14 protein-coding genes are annotated in these 15847 nt (G+C 66.1%); 13 read left to right on the top strand and 1 reads right to left on the bottom strand.

The window, feature by feature from the left end; genetic code table 11:
• Nucleotide 1: 1 nt before the first annotated feature.
• From tsf to BW11_RS06625, 13 genes are all read left to right on the top strand, one after another.
• Nucleotides 2-853: a translation elongation factor Ts gene (gene tsf, locus BW11_RS06685; RefSeq protein ID WP_140445022.1), complete on the top strand. Its 852-nt coding sequence runs from the start codon at nt 2-4 to the stop codon at nt 851-853.
• Nucleotides 854-977: 124 nt separating this feature from the next.
• Nucleotides 978-1964: an aromatic amino acid DMT transporter YddG gene (gene yddG, locus BW11_RS06680; RefSeq protein WP_140445021.1), complete on the top strand. Its 987-nt coding sequence runs from the start codon at nt 978-980 to the stop codon at nt 1962-1964.
• A gap of 77 nt (nt 1965-2041) precedes the next feature.
• Nucleotides 2042-2791, top strand: coding sequence for a UMP kinase (pyrH, locus tag BW11_RS06675; RefSeq protein ID WP_043164083.1), 750 nt, complete (start codon nt 2042-2044; stop codon nt 2789-2791).
• 104 nt (nt 2792-2895) lie between these two features.
• Nucleotides 2896-3450: a ribosome recycling factor gene (gene frr / locus BW11_RS06670; protein ID WP_043164081.1), complete on the top strand. Its 555-nt coding sequence runs from the start codon at nt 2896-2898 to the stop codon at nt 3448-3450.
• A 15-nt stretch (nt 3451-3465) separates the two neighbouring features.
• A complete protein-coding gene (locus BW11_RS06665) occupies nt 3466-4452 on the top strand; it encodes a phosphatidate cytidylyltransferase (protein WP_107044036.1) in 987 nt (328 codons plus the stop codon).
• A gap of 62 nt (nt 4453-4514) precedes the next feature.
• Entirely contained in the window at nt 4515-5711 is a 1197-nt protein-coding gene (gene rlmN, locus BW11_RS06660; RefSeq protein WP_181162524.1) for a 23S rRNA (adenine(2503)-C(2))-methyltransferase RlmN, read from the top strand.
• Nucleotides 5712-5843: 132 nt separating this feature from the next.
• Nucleotides 5844-6614 carry an imidazole glycerol phosphate synthase subunit HisF gene (gene hisF / locus BW11_RS06655; RefSeq protein ID WP_043164075.1) on the top strand — a complete coding sequence of 257 codons (771 nt, stop codon included), beginning with the start codon at nt 5844-5846 and terminating at the stop codon, nt 6612-6614.
• A 45-nt stretch (nt 6615-6659) separates the two neighbouring features.
• Entirely contained in the window at nt 6660-7079 is a 420-nt protein-coding gene (gene hisI / locus BW11_RS06650) for a phosphoribosyl-AMP cyclohydrolase (protein ID WP_140445020.1), read from the top strand.
• On the top strand, nt 7076-8659 hold the full coding sequence (trpE, locus tag BW11_RS06645) for an anthranilate synthase component I (RefSeq protein WP_140445019.1): 1584 nt from the start codon (nt 7076-7078) through the stop codon (nt 8657-8659). Before hisI ends, trpE begins: the two co-directional genes overlap by 4 nt.
• 477 nt (nt 8660-9136) lie before the next feature.
• Nucleotides 9137-9826, top strand: a complete 690-nt coding sequence (locus tag BW11_RS06640) for a PadR family transcriptional regulator (RefSeq protein WP_140445018.1) — start codon at nt 9137-9139, stop codon at nt 9824-9826.
• Nucleotides 9823-10602 (top strand): ABC transporter ATP-binding protein, encoded by a 780-nt coding sequence (locus tag BW11_RS06635; protein ID WP_140445017.1) that lies wholly within the window; start codon nt 9823-9825, stop codon nt 10600-10602. Before BW11_RS06640 ends, BW11_RS06635 begins: the two co-directional genes overlap by 4 nt.
• A complete protein-coding gene (locus tag BW11_RS06630; RefSeq protein ID WP_258184576.1) occupies nt 10602-13736 on the top strand; it encodes an FtsX-like permease family protein in 3135 nt (1044 codons plus the stop codon). Before BW11_RS06635 ends, BW11_RS06630 begins: the two co-directional genes overlap by 1 nt.
• A 72-nt stretch (nt 13737-13808) precedes the next feature.
• Nucleotides 13809-14705: a deoxyribonuclease IV gene (locus tag BW11_RS06625; RefSeq protein WP_140445091.1), complete on the top strand. Its 897-nt coding sequence runs from the start codon at nt 13809-13811 to the stop codon at nt 14703-14705.
• A gap of 38 nt (nt 14706-14743) precedes the next feature.
• Here BW11_RS06625 and BW11_RS06620 read toward each other — a convergent pair whose 3' ends face one another.
• A complete protein-coding gene (locus tag BW11_RS06620) occupies nt 14744-15748 on the bottom strand; it encodes a cobalt transporter (RefSeq protein ID WP_140445016.1) in 1005 nt (334 codons plus the stop codon).
• Nucleotides 15749-15847 lie beyond the last annotated feature (99 nt).

The following is a 15847-nucleotide window of genomic DNA, read 5'->3' as shown; positions in this document are numbered from 1 at the left end:
CATGGCAGCAATTACCGCCGCTCTGATCAAGCAGGTTCGTGAGGACACCGGCGCCGGCATGCTCGACGTCAAGAAGGCCCTGACCGAGGCCGAAGGCGACGTCGCGCGCGCCAAGGAGATCATCCGTGCCAAGGGTATCGCCGCCGCCGGCAAGCGTGAAGGCCGCAAGGCTCAGGAGGGCACCATCGCCTCCAAGGTTGTCGAGGGCGCTAACGGCGAGACCGGCTACGCGGTCGAGCTGAACTCCGAGACCGACTTCGTGGCCAAGACCCCGAAGTTCGTCGAGTTCGCCGACACCATCCTCGGCTACGCCGTGGCCGCCGATGCGAACAACGCCGACGAGCTGCTGGCCGCCAAGGCCGGTGACGAGACCGTCAAGGAGGCCATCGAGGAAGCTGCCGCCCTGTTCGGCGAGCACGTCAAGGTCGGCCAGTTCGCGAAGATCTCCGGCGAGCACGTCGAGATCTACGCCCACAAGAAGTCCGTCGAGATGCCGCCGAGCATCGTCGCGATGATCGCCACCGACAAGGCCGGCGCCGCCGTCGCGCACGAGGCCGCCCTGCAGATCTCCGCGATGGGTGCCAAGTGGCTGACCCGTGAGGACGTCCCGGCCGATGTCGTCGAGTCCGAGCGTCGTGTCGCCACCGAGAAGTCCCTCGCCGAGGGCAAGCCGGAGAAGATCGTTCCGAAGATCGTCGAGGGTCGTCTCAACGCCTTCTACAAGGAGGTCGTCCTGCTCGAGCAGCCGTTCGTCAAGGATCCGTCCAAGAACGTCGGCAAGCTGTTCGAAGAGGTCGGCGGCAAGGCTCTGGCCTTCGCCCGCATCGAGGTCGGCAAGGGCGAAGAGGACTGATCCTTCGTCATCCCGTCCGTGAGCGGCCGTGCACCACGTTTCCACGCGTGGCGCACGGCCGCTTGCCGTACTGCGGGAAGATACGGGAAGCACGAACGACGAACGACACCAAGAGAGAAACGACATGAATCGCCAATCACCGAAGGGGCGCGGATTCAGATACGTGCCCGCAACCAGAGCCACGGCGGTGGGACTCTCAGCACTGCTGCTGTGGAGCATGATGACCGCGCTCGTGCGCATCGTCGCGGAATCGTTCGGCGCCACGCTCGGATCGGCGATGATCTACACCGTCGGCGTCGTACTGCTGCTCGTCTTCCACCGTCCCGCGCCGTTACGGAACTATCCCAGACGCTATCTCGCGATCGGCGGCGCACTGTTCGTCTTCTACGAGTCGTCGATCTCCCTGTCGATCGGACTGGCGTCCACCGCCGCGCAATCGGTCGAGGTCAGTCTCGTCAACTATCTGTGGCCCACGATGATGGTGCTGCTCTCCGCCGGCATCACCAAGCCACGGGTCAAGGGGGCCGTATGGCGGGCCATCCCCGGCGCCGTGGTCGCCACCATCGGCGTGGCTCTTGCGGTCGGTGGCAACAGCGGGCTCGATTTCACGGCCGCGGTGGGCCATATCGCAGCCAATCCGCTGCCGTATCTGCTTGCGTTCCTCGGGGCATCCGCATGGTCCGTGTACGCGGTCATCACTCCGACGCTGTCCGGCGGACTCGACGGCACGTCCGTGTTCTTCCCCGGGGTGGCCGTCGCGTTGTGGATCATCCACTTCATGTCCGGTCAGGGACTTCCCGCCGCAACGCCGGGCGTCATCGACTGGATCGCCGTCCTCGGATGCGCAGTGGTCATCGCCGGCGGTTACGCCTGCTGGGGGTACGGCATCCTGCATGGCAGCCTCAGGACCCTGGCCATTGCGTCCTACGCGACCCCGGTACCCTCCGTGGCGGCCAGCTCGCTGATCCTCGGTCTGGCGCTCTCGCTGCCGTTCTGGCTCGGAACCCTGCTGGTGGTCTCCGGATCGGTGCTCAACTGGCTCGCCGCACGCTCGACGCGCAACCGTCCCGAGACCTCGGACGCCGATCGGCCGGACGCCTGTCGCCAATAGCGGATAACCTGTTAGACGGTAATTTTCGTGGGTCCCGGCCGACACCGGACTCGGACCCGAGAACGAAAGGGTGTTCCATGACTGGCAACGATGCAAAAGACAAACCGCGCAGGGTTCTCCTCAAGCTGTCCGGAGAGGCGTTCGGCGGCGGCAAGGTAGGCATCGACACCTCGGTGATCCGTCGCATCGCCGAGGAGATCGTCCCGGCGGTGCGTCAGGGCGTGCAGGTCGCCATCGTGACCGGCGGCGGCAACTTCTTCCGCGGCGCCGAACTCCAGCAGGCCGGCATCGACCGCTCCCGCGGCGACTACATGGGCATGCTCGGCACCGTGATGAACTGCCTCGCCCTGCAGGACTTCCTCGAGCAGGAGGGACAGGCCACCCGCGTGCAGACCGCCATCACGATGGGTCAGGTCGCCGAGCCGTACATCCCGCTCAAGGCCATCCGCCATCTCGAGAAGGGCCGTGTGGTCATCTTCGGCGCCGGCGCCGGCATGCCGTACTTCTCCACCGATACCGTCTCCATCCAGCGATCCCTCGAGATCCACTGCGATGAGGTCGTCATGGGCAAGAACGGCGTCGACGGCGTGTACACCGCCGACCCGCGCAAGGATCCGAACGCCAAGCGCTTCGAGACGCTGAGCTACAACCGCGCCCTCGTCGACAACCTCGCCGTAATGGACGCCTCCGCACTGTCCATGGCGCGCGACAACAAGAAGCGCATCCGTGTGTTCGGCCTCGAGGAGCCGGGCAACGTCACCCGCGCCCTGCTCGGCGAGGAGATCGGCACGCTCGTGTCCACCGCCGAATCGCGCGTGGCGGACTGACCCGCGGCCACCTCGGGCATCTACAATCGAAAGACGAAACCGTTCGTCTGAACCGTTCGTGGAAGAACAGACAGCACACAAGCTCTAACTTAAGGAGAACACACATGGCAAACGTCATCGATCAGGCCAAGGAACAGATGGCCAAGACGGTGGAGAACACCAAGGAGAACTTCGCGGGCATCCGCACCGGCCGTGCCAACCCGGCACTGCTCAACGGCATCATGGTCGACTACTACGGCGCCCCGACGCCGATCAAGGCCGTCGCCTCCATCGGCGTTCCCGAACCGCGCACCCTGTCCGTCACCCCGTTCGACGCATCTCAGGCCGGCGCCGTCGAGAAGGCGATCCGCAACTCGGATCTCGGCATCAGCCCGAACCGTGACGGCAACGTCATCCGTCTGACCATGCCGGAACTCACCGAGGACCGCCGCAAGGAGTACGTCAAGCTCGCCAAGTCCAAGGCCGAGGACGGCAAGGTCGCCGTGCGCAACATCCGCCGCAAGACCAAGGAAGGCATCGACAAGTCCGTCAAGGACGGCGATCTGGGTGAGGACGAGGGCGATCGTCTGCTCAAGGACCTCGACAAGGTCACCAAGTCCATCACCGACGAGATCGATGCCCTGCTCGAGACCAAGCAGAAGGAGATCATGGAGGTCTGAACCTCCGACACACCCATGGAACGCAACGAACAACTCCACGAAGAGGCCGAGGTCGCGCTCGACGAGATCAACAAGAAGACCGGGCGCAACATGCCCCAGGCGATCGGCACGGCCGTGCTGCTCATCGCCGTCATTCTCGCCGCACTGCTCATCAACATCGACCTGTTCGTGGCGTTGGTCGTCGTGTTCATGGTGCTGGCCCTGTGGGAGCTGCGCGTCGACTTCGCGACGGTCGGTCTGCATATACCCGTGGTCATGCTGTGGATCTGCTCGGCCATCACCCTCTTCGCCGCATACTTCTCGCCACTGCATGTGGTGGCCATGGCGCTGTGTGCCATGGCGTCGATCATGCTCGTGGCCATGTCCGCCACGGCCAAGCTGAGCTTCAGCAATCGTCTGTCGCTCGCCGTCGCGAACAAGCTGTCCAGCACCGAGGCGGGGGCGCGCCTTGAATCGTCGTTCAACCACGACGGCGGCGAACAGCATCATTCGAGGCTCAGCCATGTGGCGGTCTCCGTGCTCACGGTGCTCTACATCCCGGTGCTCGCCTCCTGCATCATCATCCCGCTGACCTTCCACGGTCACCCCGTCGCCCATGCGATCATGCTGGTGTTCCTGCCGGCGCTGTCCGATACCGGAGGCCTGTTCGCCGGCGCATGGCTGGGCAGGCACAAGCTCTCCCCACGCATCTCCCCGAAGAAGAGCTGGGAGGGTCTGGCGGGCTCGATCCTGTTCGCCATGGCCGGGGCGTTCGCCGTCATGTTCTTCACCTACACCCCCGACGTATGGGCCGCCAAATGGTGGGTGCCGATCGTCTCCGGCGTACTTGTCGGCGTGACCGGCACGTTCGGCGACCTGTGCGCCTCGATGATCAAGCGCGATCTCGGCATCAAGGATATGGGTCACCTGCTCAAGGGACACGGCGGAGTCATGGATCGCGTCGACTCGATCCTCATGGCCGCTCCCTTCACCTGCATCCTGCTGTGGTTCACCGGCCTGTAACGGCGAACCGTTGACATTGGTTCGAATACAAGGCCTTACGAAAGGAACATCCAAGGACCGACATGGCCATTGACGATCAGCATCATGACACTCCCGAGACGGGCATCACCCCCGGTGGCACCACCGGCGCGTTCCGTGACGTGCTTTCCAAGGACCACGCCCGGCGCGGAAAGCCACCGCTGCATTTCACGGATATGACCGGCGAGGAGCGGATCGCCAAGGCGGCCGAACTGGGTCTGCCGAAGTTCCGCGTCAAGCAGCTCGCCAACCACTACTACGGCCACTTCGACGTCAACGCCGCCGAGTTCACCGATTTTCCCGCCGCCAAACGCGACGAGGCTGCCGCCGCGTTCTTCCCTGAACTCATCCATGAGGTCACCCGGCAGGTGGCCGACGAAGGCACCACCATCAAGACCCTGTGGCGTCTGTTCGACGGCTCCCATATCGAATCCGTGCTCATGCGCTATCCGACGCGCACCACGCTGTGCATCTCCAGCCAGGTGGGCTGCGGCATGGGCTGCCCGTTCTGCGCCACGGGCAAGCTCGGTCTCACCCGCAACATGTCCGCGGGTGAGATCCTTGAACAGGTGCGTGTCGCCGCACGCATGATGCGCGACGGCGAGGTCGCCGGAGGACCCGGGCGTCTGAGCAACATCGTGTTCATGGGCATGGGCGAGCCGATGGGCAACTACCGATCCGTGATCTCCGCCGTACGTCAGATCTCCGCCATGCCGCCCGAGGGGTTCGGCATTTCCGCACGCAACATCACCGTCTCCACCGTGGGTGTCGTCCCCGGCATCAAAAAGCTCACCGCCGAGGGGCTTCCGGTGCGTCTGGCGGTGTCGCTGCACGCGCCGAGCGACGAGCTGCGCGACGAACTCGTGCCGATGAACAAGCGTTTCAACACCACTGAAGTGCTCGACGCCGCGCATGACTACTTCCTTGCCTCCAAGCGCCGCGTCAGCATCGAATACGCGCTGATGCGCGGCATCAACGACCAGGCCGAGCACGCCAGGCTCCTCGCCAAGCGGCTCAACCACTACGGCGACAACTGGGCGCATGTCAACCCGATCCCGCTCAATCCGATAGAGGGTTCTCGCTGGACCGCCTCCAAACCCGAGGACGAGGCACGGTTCCTCGATATCCTGCACGCAGCCGGCATCACCGCCACATTGCGCGACACTCGCGGTCAGGACATCGACGGCGCCTGCGGACAGCTCGCCGCCAAGACCAGGGAGGCGTTCGAGCGTCGGTCGTGAGACCGAATCGGATGATCGTCGTCGCGAGTCAGCCGCGAGTCAGCATAGCGAGACGCGCGATGACGATGTAACGCTTCGCCGCTAGCCTTGACATCTGTAACGAAAGCCTTGCAAAGCAAAGGGGAGTGAAGTATGACGCTGGCGGTTCGAGTCATCCCGTGCCTGGACGTCGATGCCGGACGAGTGGTCAAGGGCGTGCATTTCGAGAATCTCAAGGATGCTGGCGACCCGGTGGAGCTTGCCGCCGAATACTACCGGCAGGGCGCCGACGAGCTGACGTTCCTCGACGTGACCGCCTCCAGCTCCCATCGTGGCACGATGGTCGACGTCGTCAGCCGCACCGCCGAGCAGGTCTTCATCCCGATGACCGTCGGCGGCGGCGTGCGCACTCCCGAGGACGTCGACTCCCTGCTGCGCTGCGGCGCGGACAAGGTGGGCGTCAATACCGCCGCCATCAACGATCCCACGCTGATCAGCAGGGTCGCCGAGCGCTTCGGCAATCAGGTCCTCGTGCTCTCCGTCGACGCACGTCGCGAGAAAGGCGAGCAGCATACGCAGTCCGGCTTCGAGGTCACCACGATGGGCGGTCGCAAGTCCACCGGCATCGACGCGATCTGGTGGGTCAAGCGAGCCGAGCAGCTCGGCGCCGGTGAGATCCTCCTGAACTCGATGGACGCCGACGGCACCAAGCAGGGCTTCGACCTCGAGATGATCCGCGCCGTGCGCAAAGAGGTCAGCATCCCGATCATCGCCTCCGGCGGCGCCGGCAAGGTCGAGGACTTTCCGCCCGCGATCGAGGCGGGCGCGAACGCCGTGCTCGCGGCATCCGTCTTCCACTTCGGCATCATGACCATCGCCGACGTCAAGGCCGAGCTCAAGCGCCACGGCTACACCGTGCGCTAGAGCGGCTCTTCGGATTATCAGGTTTCCAAAGGCAGACAAGGACATATGACAGACATCACCTACGACAATTCAACCGAACTCGACCCGCGCATCGCGGACCGTCTCAAGCGCGACGCGAAGGGTCTCGTGGCCGCCGTGATCCAGCAGTACGACACCCGCGAGGTACTCATGGTCGGGTATATGAACGACGAGGCGCTGCGCCGCACGCTCACCACCGGACGCGTGACCTTCTGGTCCCGCTCCCGTCAGGAATACTGGCGCAAGGGTGACACCTCCGGCCACGTGCAATACGTCAAGGGGGTCTCGCTCGATTGCGACGGCGACGCACTGCTCGTCGAGGTCGATCAGGTGGGGGCCGCATGCCACACCGGCAAGCGCAGCTGCTTCCTCGAGGGTGGTCCGCTGCCGGTCGTCGAGGGGCATCGCACCGTGGAGCAGGAGCGGAAGCAGGAGGAGGATCGATGAGCGGAAACACCGAAACCGTCGGCGACGAGAACAGCGTCAGGGGACTCAACTGGGGCGGCACATGGCCGTCGCGCGAGCAGTTCCACCGTCTTGCCGATGAGGGGTACCGCGTCATCCCGATCGTGCGCCGGCTGCTCGCCGACTCGCTCACTCCGGTCGGCTTCTACGAGCGTCTCGCCAACGGCCGTTCGGGCACATTCATCCTCGAATCCGCCGAATACGGCGGCACGTGGAGCCGTTACAGCTTCATCGGCGTCAATTCGATGGCGCAGCTGCGTGCCGACAAGGACGGCAACGCCGACTGGCTCGGCACCGTACCCGCCGGCGTGCCGACACACGGCGATGTGGTGGAGGTCGCCCACGCCACGTTGAAGGCGTTGAAGGCTCCGCACGTCGACGGTCTGCCGAATCTCACCTCCGGTCTGGTCGGCACCGTCGGCTGGGACGCGATCCGCCACTGGGAGCCCACGCTGCGCGCCGAGGCCCCGGACGAGACCGGTCAGCCGCAGATGGTGCTCGCCCTCGCCACCGACATCGCCGTCGTCGATCACGTCTCCGGGTCCGTGTGGCTCATCGCCAACGCGATCAACGTGGACGACAAGCCCACGCGTGCCGACGTCGCCTACGATGAGGCCGTCGCGCGTCTGGAGCGCATGCAGGTCGACGCCTCCACACCGACCCCCGGTGAGGCGCGCGTCAACGCGCTCGACCCGTCGAGGCCGCAGCCGCAACTGCGGTTCCGCACCGAGAAAAGCCGGTACGAACAGGCCGTCGAGGCCGCCAAGAAGCACATCGTCGACGGCGACGTGTTCCAGGTGGTCATCTCCCAGCGTCTCGACATCGATTCTCCGGCGGACCCGTTCGACGTGTACCGCGTGCTGCGCACCCTGAACCCGAGCCCGTACATGTACTTCATGGCGCTCACCGACGCCGAGGGCCGGGACTTCAACGTCATCGGATCCAGTCCGGAGACCCTCATCAAGGTCGACAACGGGCATGCGATGACCTTCCCGATCGCAGGCTCCCGCCCGCGCGGCGCCACCCCCGAGGAGGACGAGAAGCTCGCCAAGGAGCTGCTCGCCGATCCCAAGGAGCGCAGCGAGCACATCATGCTCGTCGACCTGTCGCGCAACGACCTGAGCAAGGTGTGCGTTCCGCAGTCCGTCGAGGTCGTCCAGCTCATGGACATCAAGCGCTTCAGCCACATCATGCACATCTGCTCGACGGTCACCGGCAGGGTCGACCCGTCGCTGACCGCGTTCGACGTGTTCAAATCCGCGTTCCCGGCCGGCACGCTCTCCGGCGCCCCCAAGCCGCGCGCGGTCGAGATCATCGACGAACTTGAGGTGGCCGACCGCGGCATCTACGGCGGCACCGTCGGCTATTTCGACTTCTCCGGCAACATGGACATGGCCATCGCCATCCGCACCGCGTTCCTGCGCGATCACGAGGCGAGCGTGCAGGCCGGCGCCGGCATCGTGCTCGACTCCGTGCCCGCCAACGAATGGCAGGAGACCCGCAACAAGGCCGAGGCCAGCGTCGAATCCGTGCAGATCGCCGCGCAGCTGCGCGAACTGTAGGTTCCGGTGGTTTGGAGTCTCCGGAAGTCTCCCGGAGACCCCGGCCCGCAGGCCCATCACCCCGTATGACGCCCGGTGGGTGGAGAGAACCCGACTCGGTTCCCTCCACCCACCGGGCGTCCCGTGTTTCGGTCCCGTCCGCCGGCTTTCCGGCTCTACTGCGCCCAACGCCACTGCGTCCGGCTCTACTGCGCCCGGCACCACCACCCAGCGCGACAAATTCCCGAAATCACCCTTGATTCCGCGAGATTGTTGCACTGACTCTGACTCAGCACAACAATCTCCGGAAATGGCCGGAGATTTCGGGAAATTGTTGCGCCACGGAAGGGGATAGGCGCGTGTCGGGAGTAGTTACTGAGTAACCTATGGGTTACTGGTTACTCAGTAACCTTGTAAGTGGTTGGTTGCTCGGTAGCCGTTGATGTCGACGATACGGCGGCCGCAAGCGAGCGGCCGTGAAAGGGGAATCCGGGAATCATGGCGATCAGGGAGGCGCTGCTCGCGCTGCTGGAGCGCGGGCCGGCCAACGCATACCAGCTCAAGAAGGACTTCGACCGTACGATCGGCCTGACCTGGCCACTCAACATGGGTCAGGTGTCGACCACGCTGCAGCGCCTCGGCCGCGACGGGCTCGTCGAGGAGCAGCCGGTCGGCGACCGGCCGGCGGACAAGGATACGACGGGGGAGGACGGCGCAACGGCCGACGCCACCGCGGTGAGATCGCGATCGCGCGCGCAATCGCCCGCGCCGATATGGCGGCTCACCCCGTCGGGACGGAGGGAGCTCGAGCGATGGTGGCGATCCCCGGTCACACCAGAGCAGCGCGGCCGCGACGAACTGGTCATGAAACTGGCCGTCGCCGTCGAGGTGCCCGGACTGGACGTGTCCGCACTCATCCAGCACCAGCGTCACGCCTTGCAGCAGCTGCTCCACGACGTCACCCGCCTGCGGCGAAACACCCCCGCAGACGAGGTGTCCACACGGCTGGTGCTCGACCATCACCTGTTCATCACCGAAGCGGAGCTGCGATGGCTTGACACCGTCGACGCGGCGCAGCTGCGCGCGTCGATCCGGCGTGCGCAGGCCACGACGGATTCCGTACCGGGGACGGCGAACGATGTGAACGACAAGGACAACGCGAGCAGCAGGGAGGGGATCCCAGCATGAACACCGCCGCAAACACCACAAACACCACCACCGCAACCGACGACAGCGGCACGCCCTACGTCCTCGAACTGCGCGACGTGACCCGCATCCACGGCGAGGGCGCCCGCCGCGTCGTCGCGCTCGAACACGCGAACCTCACCCTGCGCCCCGGCGAGTTCGTCGCCATCATGGGCCCCTCCGGATCCGGCAAGTCGACGCTGCTCAACATGGCCGGCGGGCTCGACGTACCCACCGAAGGCCATGTGCTCGTCGAAGGGCGCGATCTGGCCGCGATGAGCGTGGCCGACCGCGCCGCCATCCGCCGCAGGTTCGCCGGATACGTGTTCCAGGACTTCAACCTGCTGCCCTCGCTCAACGCCGTCGAAAACGTCTCGTTCCCGCTCGAACTGGACGGCTGGAAGCCCGCCAGGGCTCGCCGCGTCGCCATCGCCGCATTGCGCGAGGTCGGCGTGGCCGAACTCGCCGACCGCCGCCCCGAGGACATGTCCGGCGGGCAGGCGCAGCGCGTCGCCATCGCCCGCGCGCTCGTCGGCCCGCGACGCCTCCTGCTCGCCGACGAGCCGACCGGCGCACTCGACTCCAAGGCCGGGGTGACGGTCCTCGAGGTGCTGCGCGCCCGCGCCGATCAGGGCGGCGCCGTGCTGCTGGTCACCCACGAACCGCGGTTCGCCGCATGGGCCGATCGCACGGTCTTCATCCGCGACGGGCGGATCGTCGACGAAACCGGGCCGAGCGACCTCGACGACCTGCTCGACATCGAGGAGAGGGAGCTGTGATGGCCACGATTGGAACCGCATCCACGCCGACCATACCGGCGCGCATCCGCCGATACCGCACGGCCCTGCGCCTCGGCTGGCGCGACGCCCTGCGCCACAGGGCGCGCACGATCCTGTCGATCCTCCTGGTCATGCTGACGATCGCGGCGATGGTCGCCACCGTCGGCATCACCTCCTCCGCGCCTCCCACCCGCAGCCGCGCGCTCGCGGCCATCCCCGACGGTGTGCAGGCGGTCGTCACCGCCACCGCCGTCAACGCGGATACCCCGTTCCCGCAGCTGCCCGAAGGCGCCGCCGGCACATGGATGGACGATCCCTCCATCAGACCCGCCAGCGCCGAAAGCATCGGCGACATCCTGCCGAGGGGAGACCGGCTGCTGGCGTACTGGAAGTCGGAGCAGCTCATCGCCACCACCGGCACCGCGCTCGAACCCGGCGAGCAGGCCAAGGCCAGCGAGGGCACCGGCACCGACAAGGACGTCGACCTGTCCACCGCCACCACCGCGACGATGACCGAGGCCGTGGCCGACGCGCTGCCCAAGCTGATGCCGAGACTCGCCACCGGCAGGGCGCCCGCCGACGACACGCAGATCGTGATCGGCGCGGCCTTGGCGAAACGACTCGACGTGACCGTCGGCGACACCGTCACACTGGTCGCGCCCCCGTTCGACGGGCTCATGGGCGCCAACGGACGCATCGGCGAGGTCATCGCCGACTCCCAGCGCGCATGGACGGTCAGCGGCATCACCACGGACGACGACAACCGCGCATGGGGCCTGGAAGGATGGCTGTCCGCCATGGTCGAGGCGGACCCGACCGGCGTCGACGGCCACTACCTCGTCATGGGCGACCGGCCGGTCACCTGGCGGCAGATCAGACGGCTCAACACATCACAGGTGTTCGCCGTCTCCCGGTACGTGCTGACGGACGGCTATCCCACGGCCGACGAACTGTATCCCACGCCCATCGACCCCGAACTGCTCGCCCAGCGCATGGTGACGGTCGTCATCACGCTGCTGCTCGGCGTCATGCTCGTCCTGTTCCTCGTCACCCCCGCGTTCACCGTGTCCGCGGACCAGTCGCGTCGCATGCTCGGACTGGTCGCGGCCTCCGGCGGCGCGCCACGCGACCTGAAGCGGGTGATCTCGTCGCAGGGACTGGCGATCGGACTGATCGGAGGCGTGGCCGGCATGGGGCTCGGCTTCGCGTTCGCCGTCGCGGCGGCGCCGTACACGGGCGGCATGCAGGGGGCCACGCACGGGGAGGTCCTCGCCGGGTTCCCCTATGCGATCCTGCCGGTCGCGGTCCTGTCCGCCGTCGTCATCGGCTTCGCCGCCACGTTCCTGCCGGCGCGTACGGTCGCCCGCATGAACCCGGTCGACGCGCTGAAGGACCGGCCGACCAGAGACCGGGGATCCGCGACAGCCGCAGGCCCGGCCCATTCCCGTCCCGTCCGCATGCGCCGGCTGCGCGGGGCCGTCGCATGCCTCGCCGCATGGTCGGGGCCGCTGTTCATCGTCCTGTCCGTCATCTGCGGTGTGATCGGGCTGCGTCTGGACGCGCCAGTGCCCGACGGCGGGGCCGATCCAGGCGGCATGTCATCGGGGATCAACGCGCGTACGATCCTCCTGACCGCCACGATCCTGGCCGCGATCGTCGGACTCGTGCTGCTGATGCGCGCATTCGCCGGCTGGTGCGGTGTGATCGGCACGCGCATGGGCGTCGGCCCGAGGCTCGCCCTGCGCGACGCCGCCGAACACCGGGGACGGTTCGTGCCGGCCGCGTGCGCGGTGCTCGTCACCGTCTGCATCGCCTCGTACATGACCGTGCTCACCGGATCCACGACGGAATCGCAACATGAGCGCACCTCCCAGTTCGTCTCCGGCACGGGGATGCTCATCGCCACCGAAGTGCCGGTCAACAACGCGTTCGACCGGGCGGTGGTCCGCGACGCCATCAGCCGTCTCGCCGAGCGCACGCCCGTCACGGCCCATCACCCGGTCTATTCGGAGGACTACCGGCGATGGCACAAGTCCACCGACAACGGCACGAGCGAGGAGACCGTAAGACTCAACGCTGAACACGGCTACCGTTATGCGACGACGCTGCTGCCGGAGGATCGCGACTGCGATCACGACAGCCCCGTCGACAATCCGGACACGACACGGCAGGACGCCGCCTCCGCGCTGTTCCCCGGCACGCCGGTCACCTGCGTGCCCATCGCCGAGTCCTATTCGTCGTCGATCTACGGCGCCGGCTCAAGTTCCACCTCCTTCGAGAATTCGCTGATCCTCGACGGCGACGCGATGCGCATCTCCGGTTTCCCGAACGCCAACGAAGCCGCCCGGACGCTCGACGAAGGCGGCGTGGTGGTCGGCAACGCCGGCATGATCGACGAGAACGGCATGGTGCGCGTGGCCGTATCCGCATCCGCGAACCCGGACGCCGACGGCGCGACGGACGCGACACGGATCGTCAAGCGCAGGGCCGTGTTCGTCCGCGGCTTCCAGAGGCTGGCGATGAGCCCCACGACCGCGCGGCAGCTCGGCATCACCCGTCTGCGCTACATCGGCGAATACGTGCAGCTCGCGTCGCTGTCCGGCCAGTCGCCCGCCACGTCGCTGACCTCGGCGATCGCCACATACACGATCACGCAGCAGGTCTCCGCACAGGTCGGACAGGACAGCCCCCTGAGCGCGATCACCGGCGACGTCTACCTGCTGCCGTGGCTGGACCACATGGCGTTGATCCCGATCGCGCTGCTGGGCGCGCTGGCGCTGCTCGCGACCGCGATCTCCCTGCTGCTGGCCCGCACCCAGGTGCAGCGGGACATGGCCACCATGCATGCCGTGGGCGCCTCGCCGCGCTTCCTGCGCCGGTTCGGCGTCACGCAGGCCGCGGTGATCCTCCTCGCCGCGGTGCCCGCCGGCATGGCCTCCGGCATCGCGCTCGGCTATTATCACGTGGCGTGGAACCGCATGATCGGAGCCGACGACATCGGCTATTGGCTGCGGACCGTGCCGATCTGGCAGCTGCAGGTCGCGATCGCCCTCGGCGTGACGGCGCTGGGGCTGCTGCTCGCATGGTGCGTGACCCGGCCGCCGCGCGACCTCGTCCGCCGGTACGCCGACTGAACGGGCGATTGTGTAAGGTGAACGAAGACCATGACCGCCGACAGGCGCGACGAAAGGGGATCGGCAATGACCATGGATTCGGGTTCGAACGGCGACTCGCTGTACATCGGCTCCCACCTGTCCACGGCGGGCGGTTGGAAAGCCCTCATCAAACGTTCACATGACGAGGGCGGCAGCGCGTTCGCGTTCTTCCCTCGTTCGCCGTACGGCAAGCGTTCCAAGGCACTCGATCCCGCAGGTGCGGGGGAGTTCGGACGCACGCTCAAGGCCGAGGACTATGGTCCGTTGGTCGTACATGCGCCCTACGTGTACAATCTCGCCGGCAAGGATCCAGCAAAACGTGAATTCGCCATTCAGGCGCTCGTCGAGGACATGACGCTGCTCGGGGCGATTCGTGCGGCAGGTCAGGAGACGTATCTCAACATCCACCCCGGCGCGCATGTCGGGCAGGGAGCGGAGACCGGGTGCCGGCTCATCGCCGAGGGACTGAACCGGGTGCTCGAGCTGTTGGCGGATGAGACGGATGCCTCCGCCAGCGTCATGATCCTGCTGGAGACCATGGCCGGCAAGGGCACCGAATGCGGTCGCACCTTCGAGGAGTTGCGCACGATCATCGACGGCGTCGACCCCGCCGTGCGCGGCCGTGTGGGCATCACATTCGACACCTGCCATGTGTTCGATGCGGGCTATGATCTGCTCGACGACTACGACGGCGTGATGGCCTCACTTGACGAGCTCATCGGGTTCGATCGGGTGAAGGCCATCCACGCGAACGACTCCCAGTTCGGACTGGGATCGCATAAGGACCGCCACGCCAACATCGGCGAAGGCAAGCTGGGCGTCCCGTTCTTCACGCGGCTCGTCAACGATCCGCGCATGGCCCGACTGCCGATGATCCTCGAGACCAAGGAGCTCACCGAGACCACGCACCGGGAGGAGATCGCGCTGCTGCGCGGTCTGCGCCGCTAGCAGTACGCGATCGGAACGGTGCCGTCACTGGAACGTCGTCACTGGAACGTCGCCGTCAGCGTTTGCTCCGCCGCCTCGGTGCCGGACCAGGAGCCGGTCTTGCGTGTCCATTCCATGCCGTTCGTGTGGATGGCGTCTATGCCGTACTGCTGCGCATGGGCGATCAGCCAGGTCGCCGCCTGCCAGCCCCGTCTCTTCGTCTCGGTCGTCGACAAGCCCGCCGGAAGCGTGAATGTGAGAGTCGTCTCGACCGTGGATGGCTGATCGGCTGTGGAGGAGTTGTCGGAATTCGCGGAGTTCGAGGTTGAAGCGTGATTCGACGAATCCGATGAGCCGGATGAGTCCGAATCGTCGTCAAGTCCCAGTGAACGAACGATCGTGATGGAGGGGAACAGAGTGCGAAACGCCGAGACCAGACCATCGGGATCGGCTGTGGAACGTGAATGGATCGAGCAGGTGATGCCGGCCGCTACCTCGCCGGTCATGGCGGATGCCCACGCGCGGGCCATGCCGTCCCACTGCGCGTACAGGTCCGGATATCCGGAGCGCTGTACCGCCTGTGCGGCGTCCTCCACGGGGATCGTCTGCCAGTTCGCGACCTTCACCAGTGCATCGTAGAAGGCGTTCGTCGCATACGTCTCGTCCATCAGCTGTTCGATCGTGCCCCATCCCTGACTCGGACGCTGCTGGAACAGGCCCACCGAATCACGGTCTCCGTAGTCAAGATTGACGAGCTTCGACTCCTGCATGGCCGTTGCGATCGCCACCGTGGCCGCATGGTCGGGAAGTCCGCGTCCTATGGCGATCACGGTGATATGCGAGGCGTTGCGCGTCTGTGTAAGGCTCAGTGGATAGCTGCCTGATGACGTCGTGGTCATACAGTAGTCGGCCGGCTTGGATGCGGTCTGACGGGTCGATCCGGAACGGGACCACACGAAGACGGCCGTGAAGGCGAGTGCGAGCACGCAGATGATCGCGATTGCGGCAAGGACGGTGTTTCGTGTCGTCTGTGCATGTCCCGTGTTCGCCTCGTTCCGTGCCATCCAGTCTCCCGTCTTTCGATCGCGATAGTTCTCCGGTCGGTGTTCTCCTTGGCATTATCGCAGATCGGTGTGTGCGAATCGTCATCAGGGGCATCGGGG

Source organism: Bifidobacterium sp. UTCIF-38, from assembly GCF_006454495.1.
GTDB classification, from domain to species: domain Bacteria; phylum Actinomycetota; class Actinomycetes; order Actinomycetales; family Bifidobacteriaceae; genus Bifidobacterium; species Bifidobacterium callitrichos.
Note: the sequence above shows the minus strand (reverse complement) of the source record. Positions and strands in the feature narration are given on the sequence as shown.

Excerpts from the sequence above, each read along its gene's own strand:
- tsf (WP_140445022.1), top strand. The coding sequence starts at position 2 with ATGGCAGCAATTACCGCCGCTCTGATCAAGCAGGTTCGTGAGGACACC.
- yddG (WP_140445021.1), top strand. The coding sequence starts at position 978 with ATGAATCGCCAATCACCGAAGGGGCGCGGATTCAGATACGTGCCCGCA.
- pyrH (WP_043164083.1), top strand. The coding sequence starts at position 2,042 with ATGACTGGCAACGATGCAAAAGACAAACCGCGCAGGGTTCTCCTCAAG.
- frr (WP_043164081.1), top strand. The coding sequence starts at position 2,896 with ATGGCAAACGTCATCGATCAGGCCAAGGAACAGATGGCCAAGACGGTG.
- BW11_RS06665 (WP_107044036.1), top strand. The coding sequence starts at position 3,466 with ATGGAACGCAACGAACAACTCCACGAAGAGGCCGAGGTCGCGCTCGAC.
- rlmN (WP_181162524.1), top strand. The coding sequence starts at position 4,515 with ATGGCCATTGACGATCAGCATCATGACACTCCCGAGACGGGCATCACC.
- hisF (WP_043164075.1), top strand. The coding sequence starts at position 5,844 with ATGACGCTGGCGGTTCGAGTCATCCCGTGCCTGGACGTCGATGCCGGA.
- hisI (WP_140445020.1), top strand. The coding sequence starts at position 6,660 with ATGACAGACATCACCTACGACAATTCAACCGAACTCGACCCGCGCATC.
- trpE (WP_140445019.1), top strand. The coding sequence starts at position 7,076 with ATGAGCGGAAACACCGAAACCGTCGGCGACGAGAACAGCGTCAGGGGA.
- BW11_RS06640 (WP_140445018.1), top strand. The coding sequence starts at position 9,137 with ATGGCGATCAGGGAGGCGCTGCTCGCGCTGCTGGAGCGCGGGCCGGCC.
- BW11_RS06635 (WP_140445017.1), top strand. The coding sequence starts at position 9,823 with ATGAACACCGCCGCAAACACCACAAACACCACCACCGCAACCGACGAC.
- BW11_RS06630 (WP_258184576.1), top strand. The coding sequence starts at position 10,602 with ATGGCCACGATTGGAACCGCATCCACGCCGACCATACCGGCGCGCATC.
- BW11_RS06625 (WP_140445091.1), top strand. The coding sequence starts at position 13,809 with ATGGATTCGGGTTCGAACGGCGACTCGCTGTACATCGGCTCCCACCTG.
- BW11_RS06620 (WP_140445016.1), bottom strand. The coding sequence starts at position 15,748 with ATGGCACGGAACGAGGCGAACACGGGACATGCACAGACGACACGAAAC.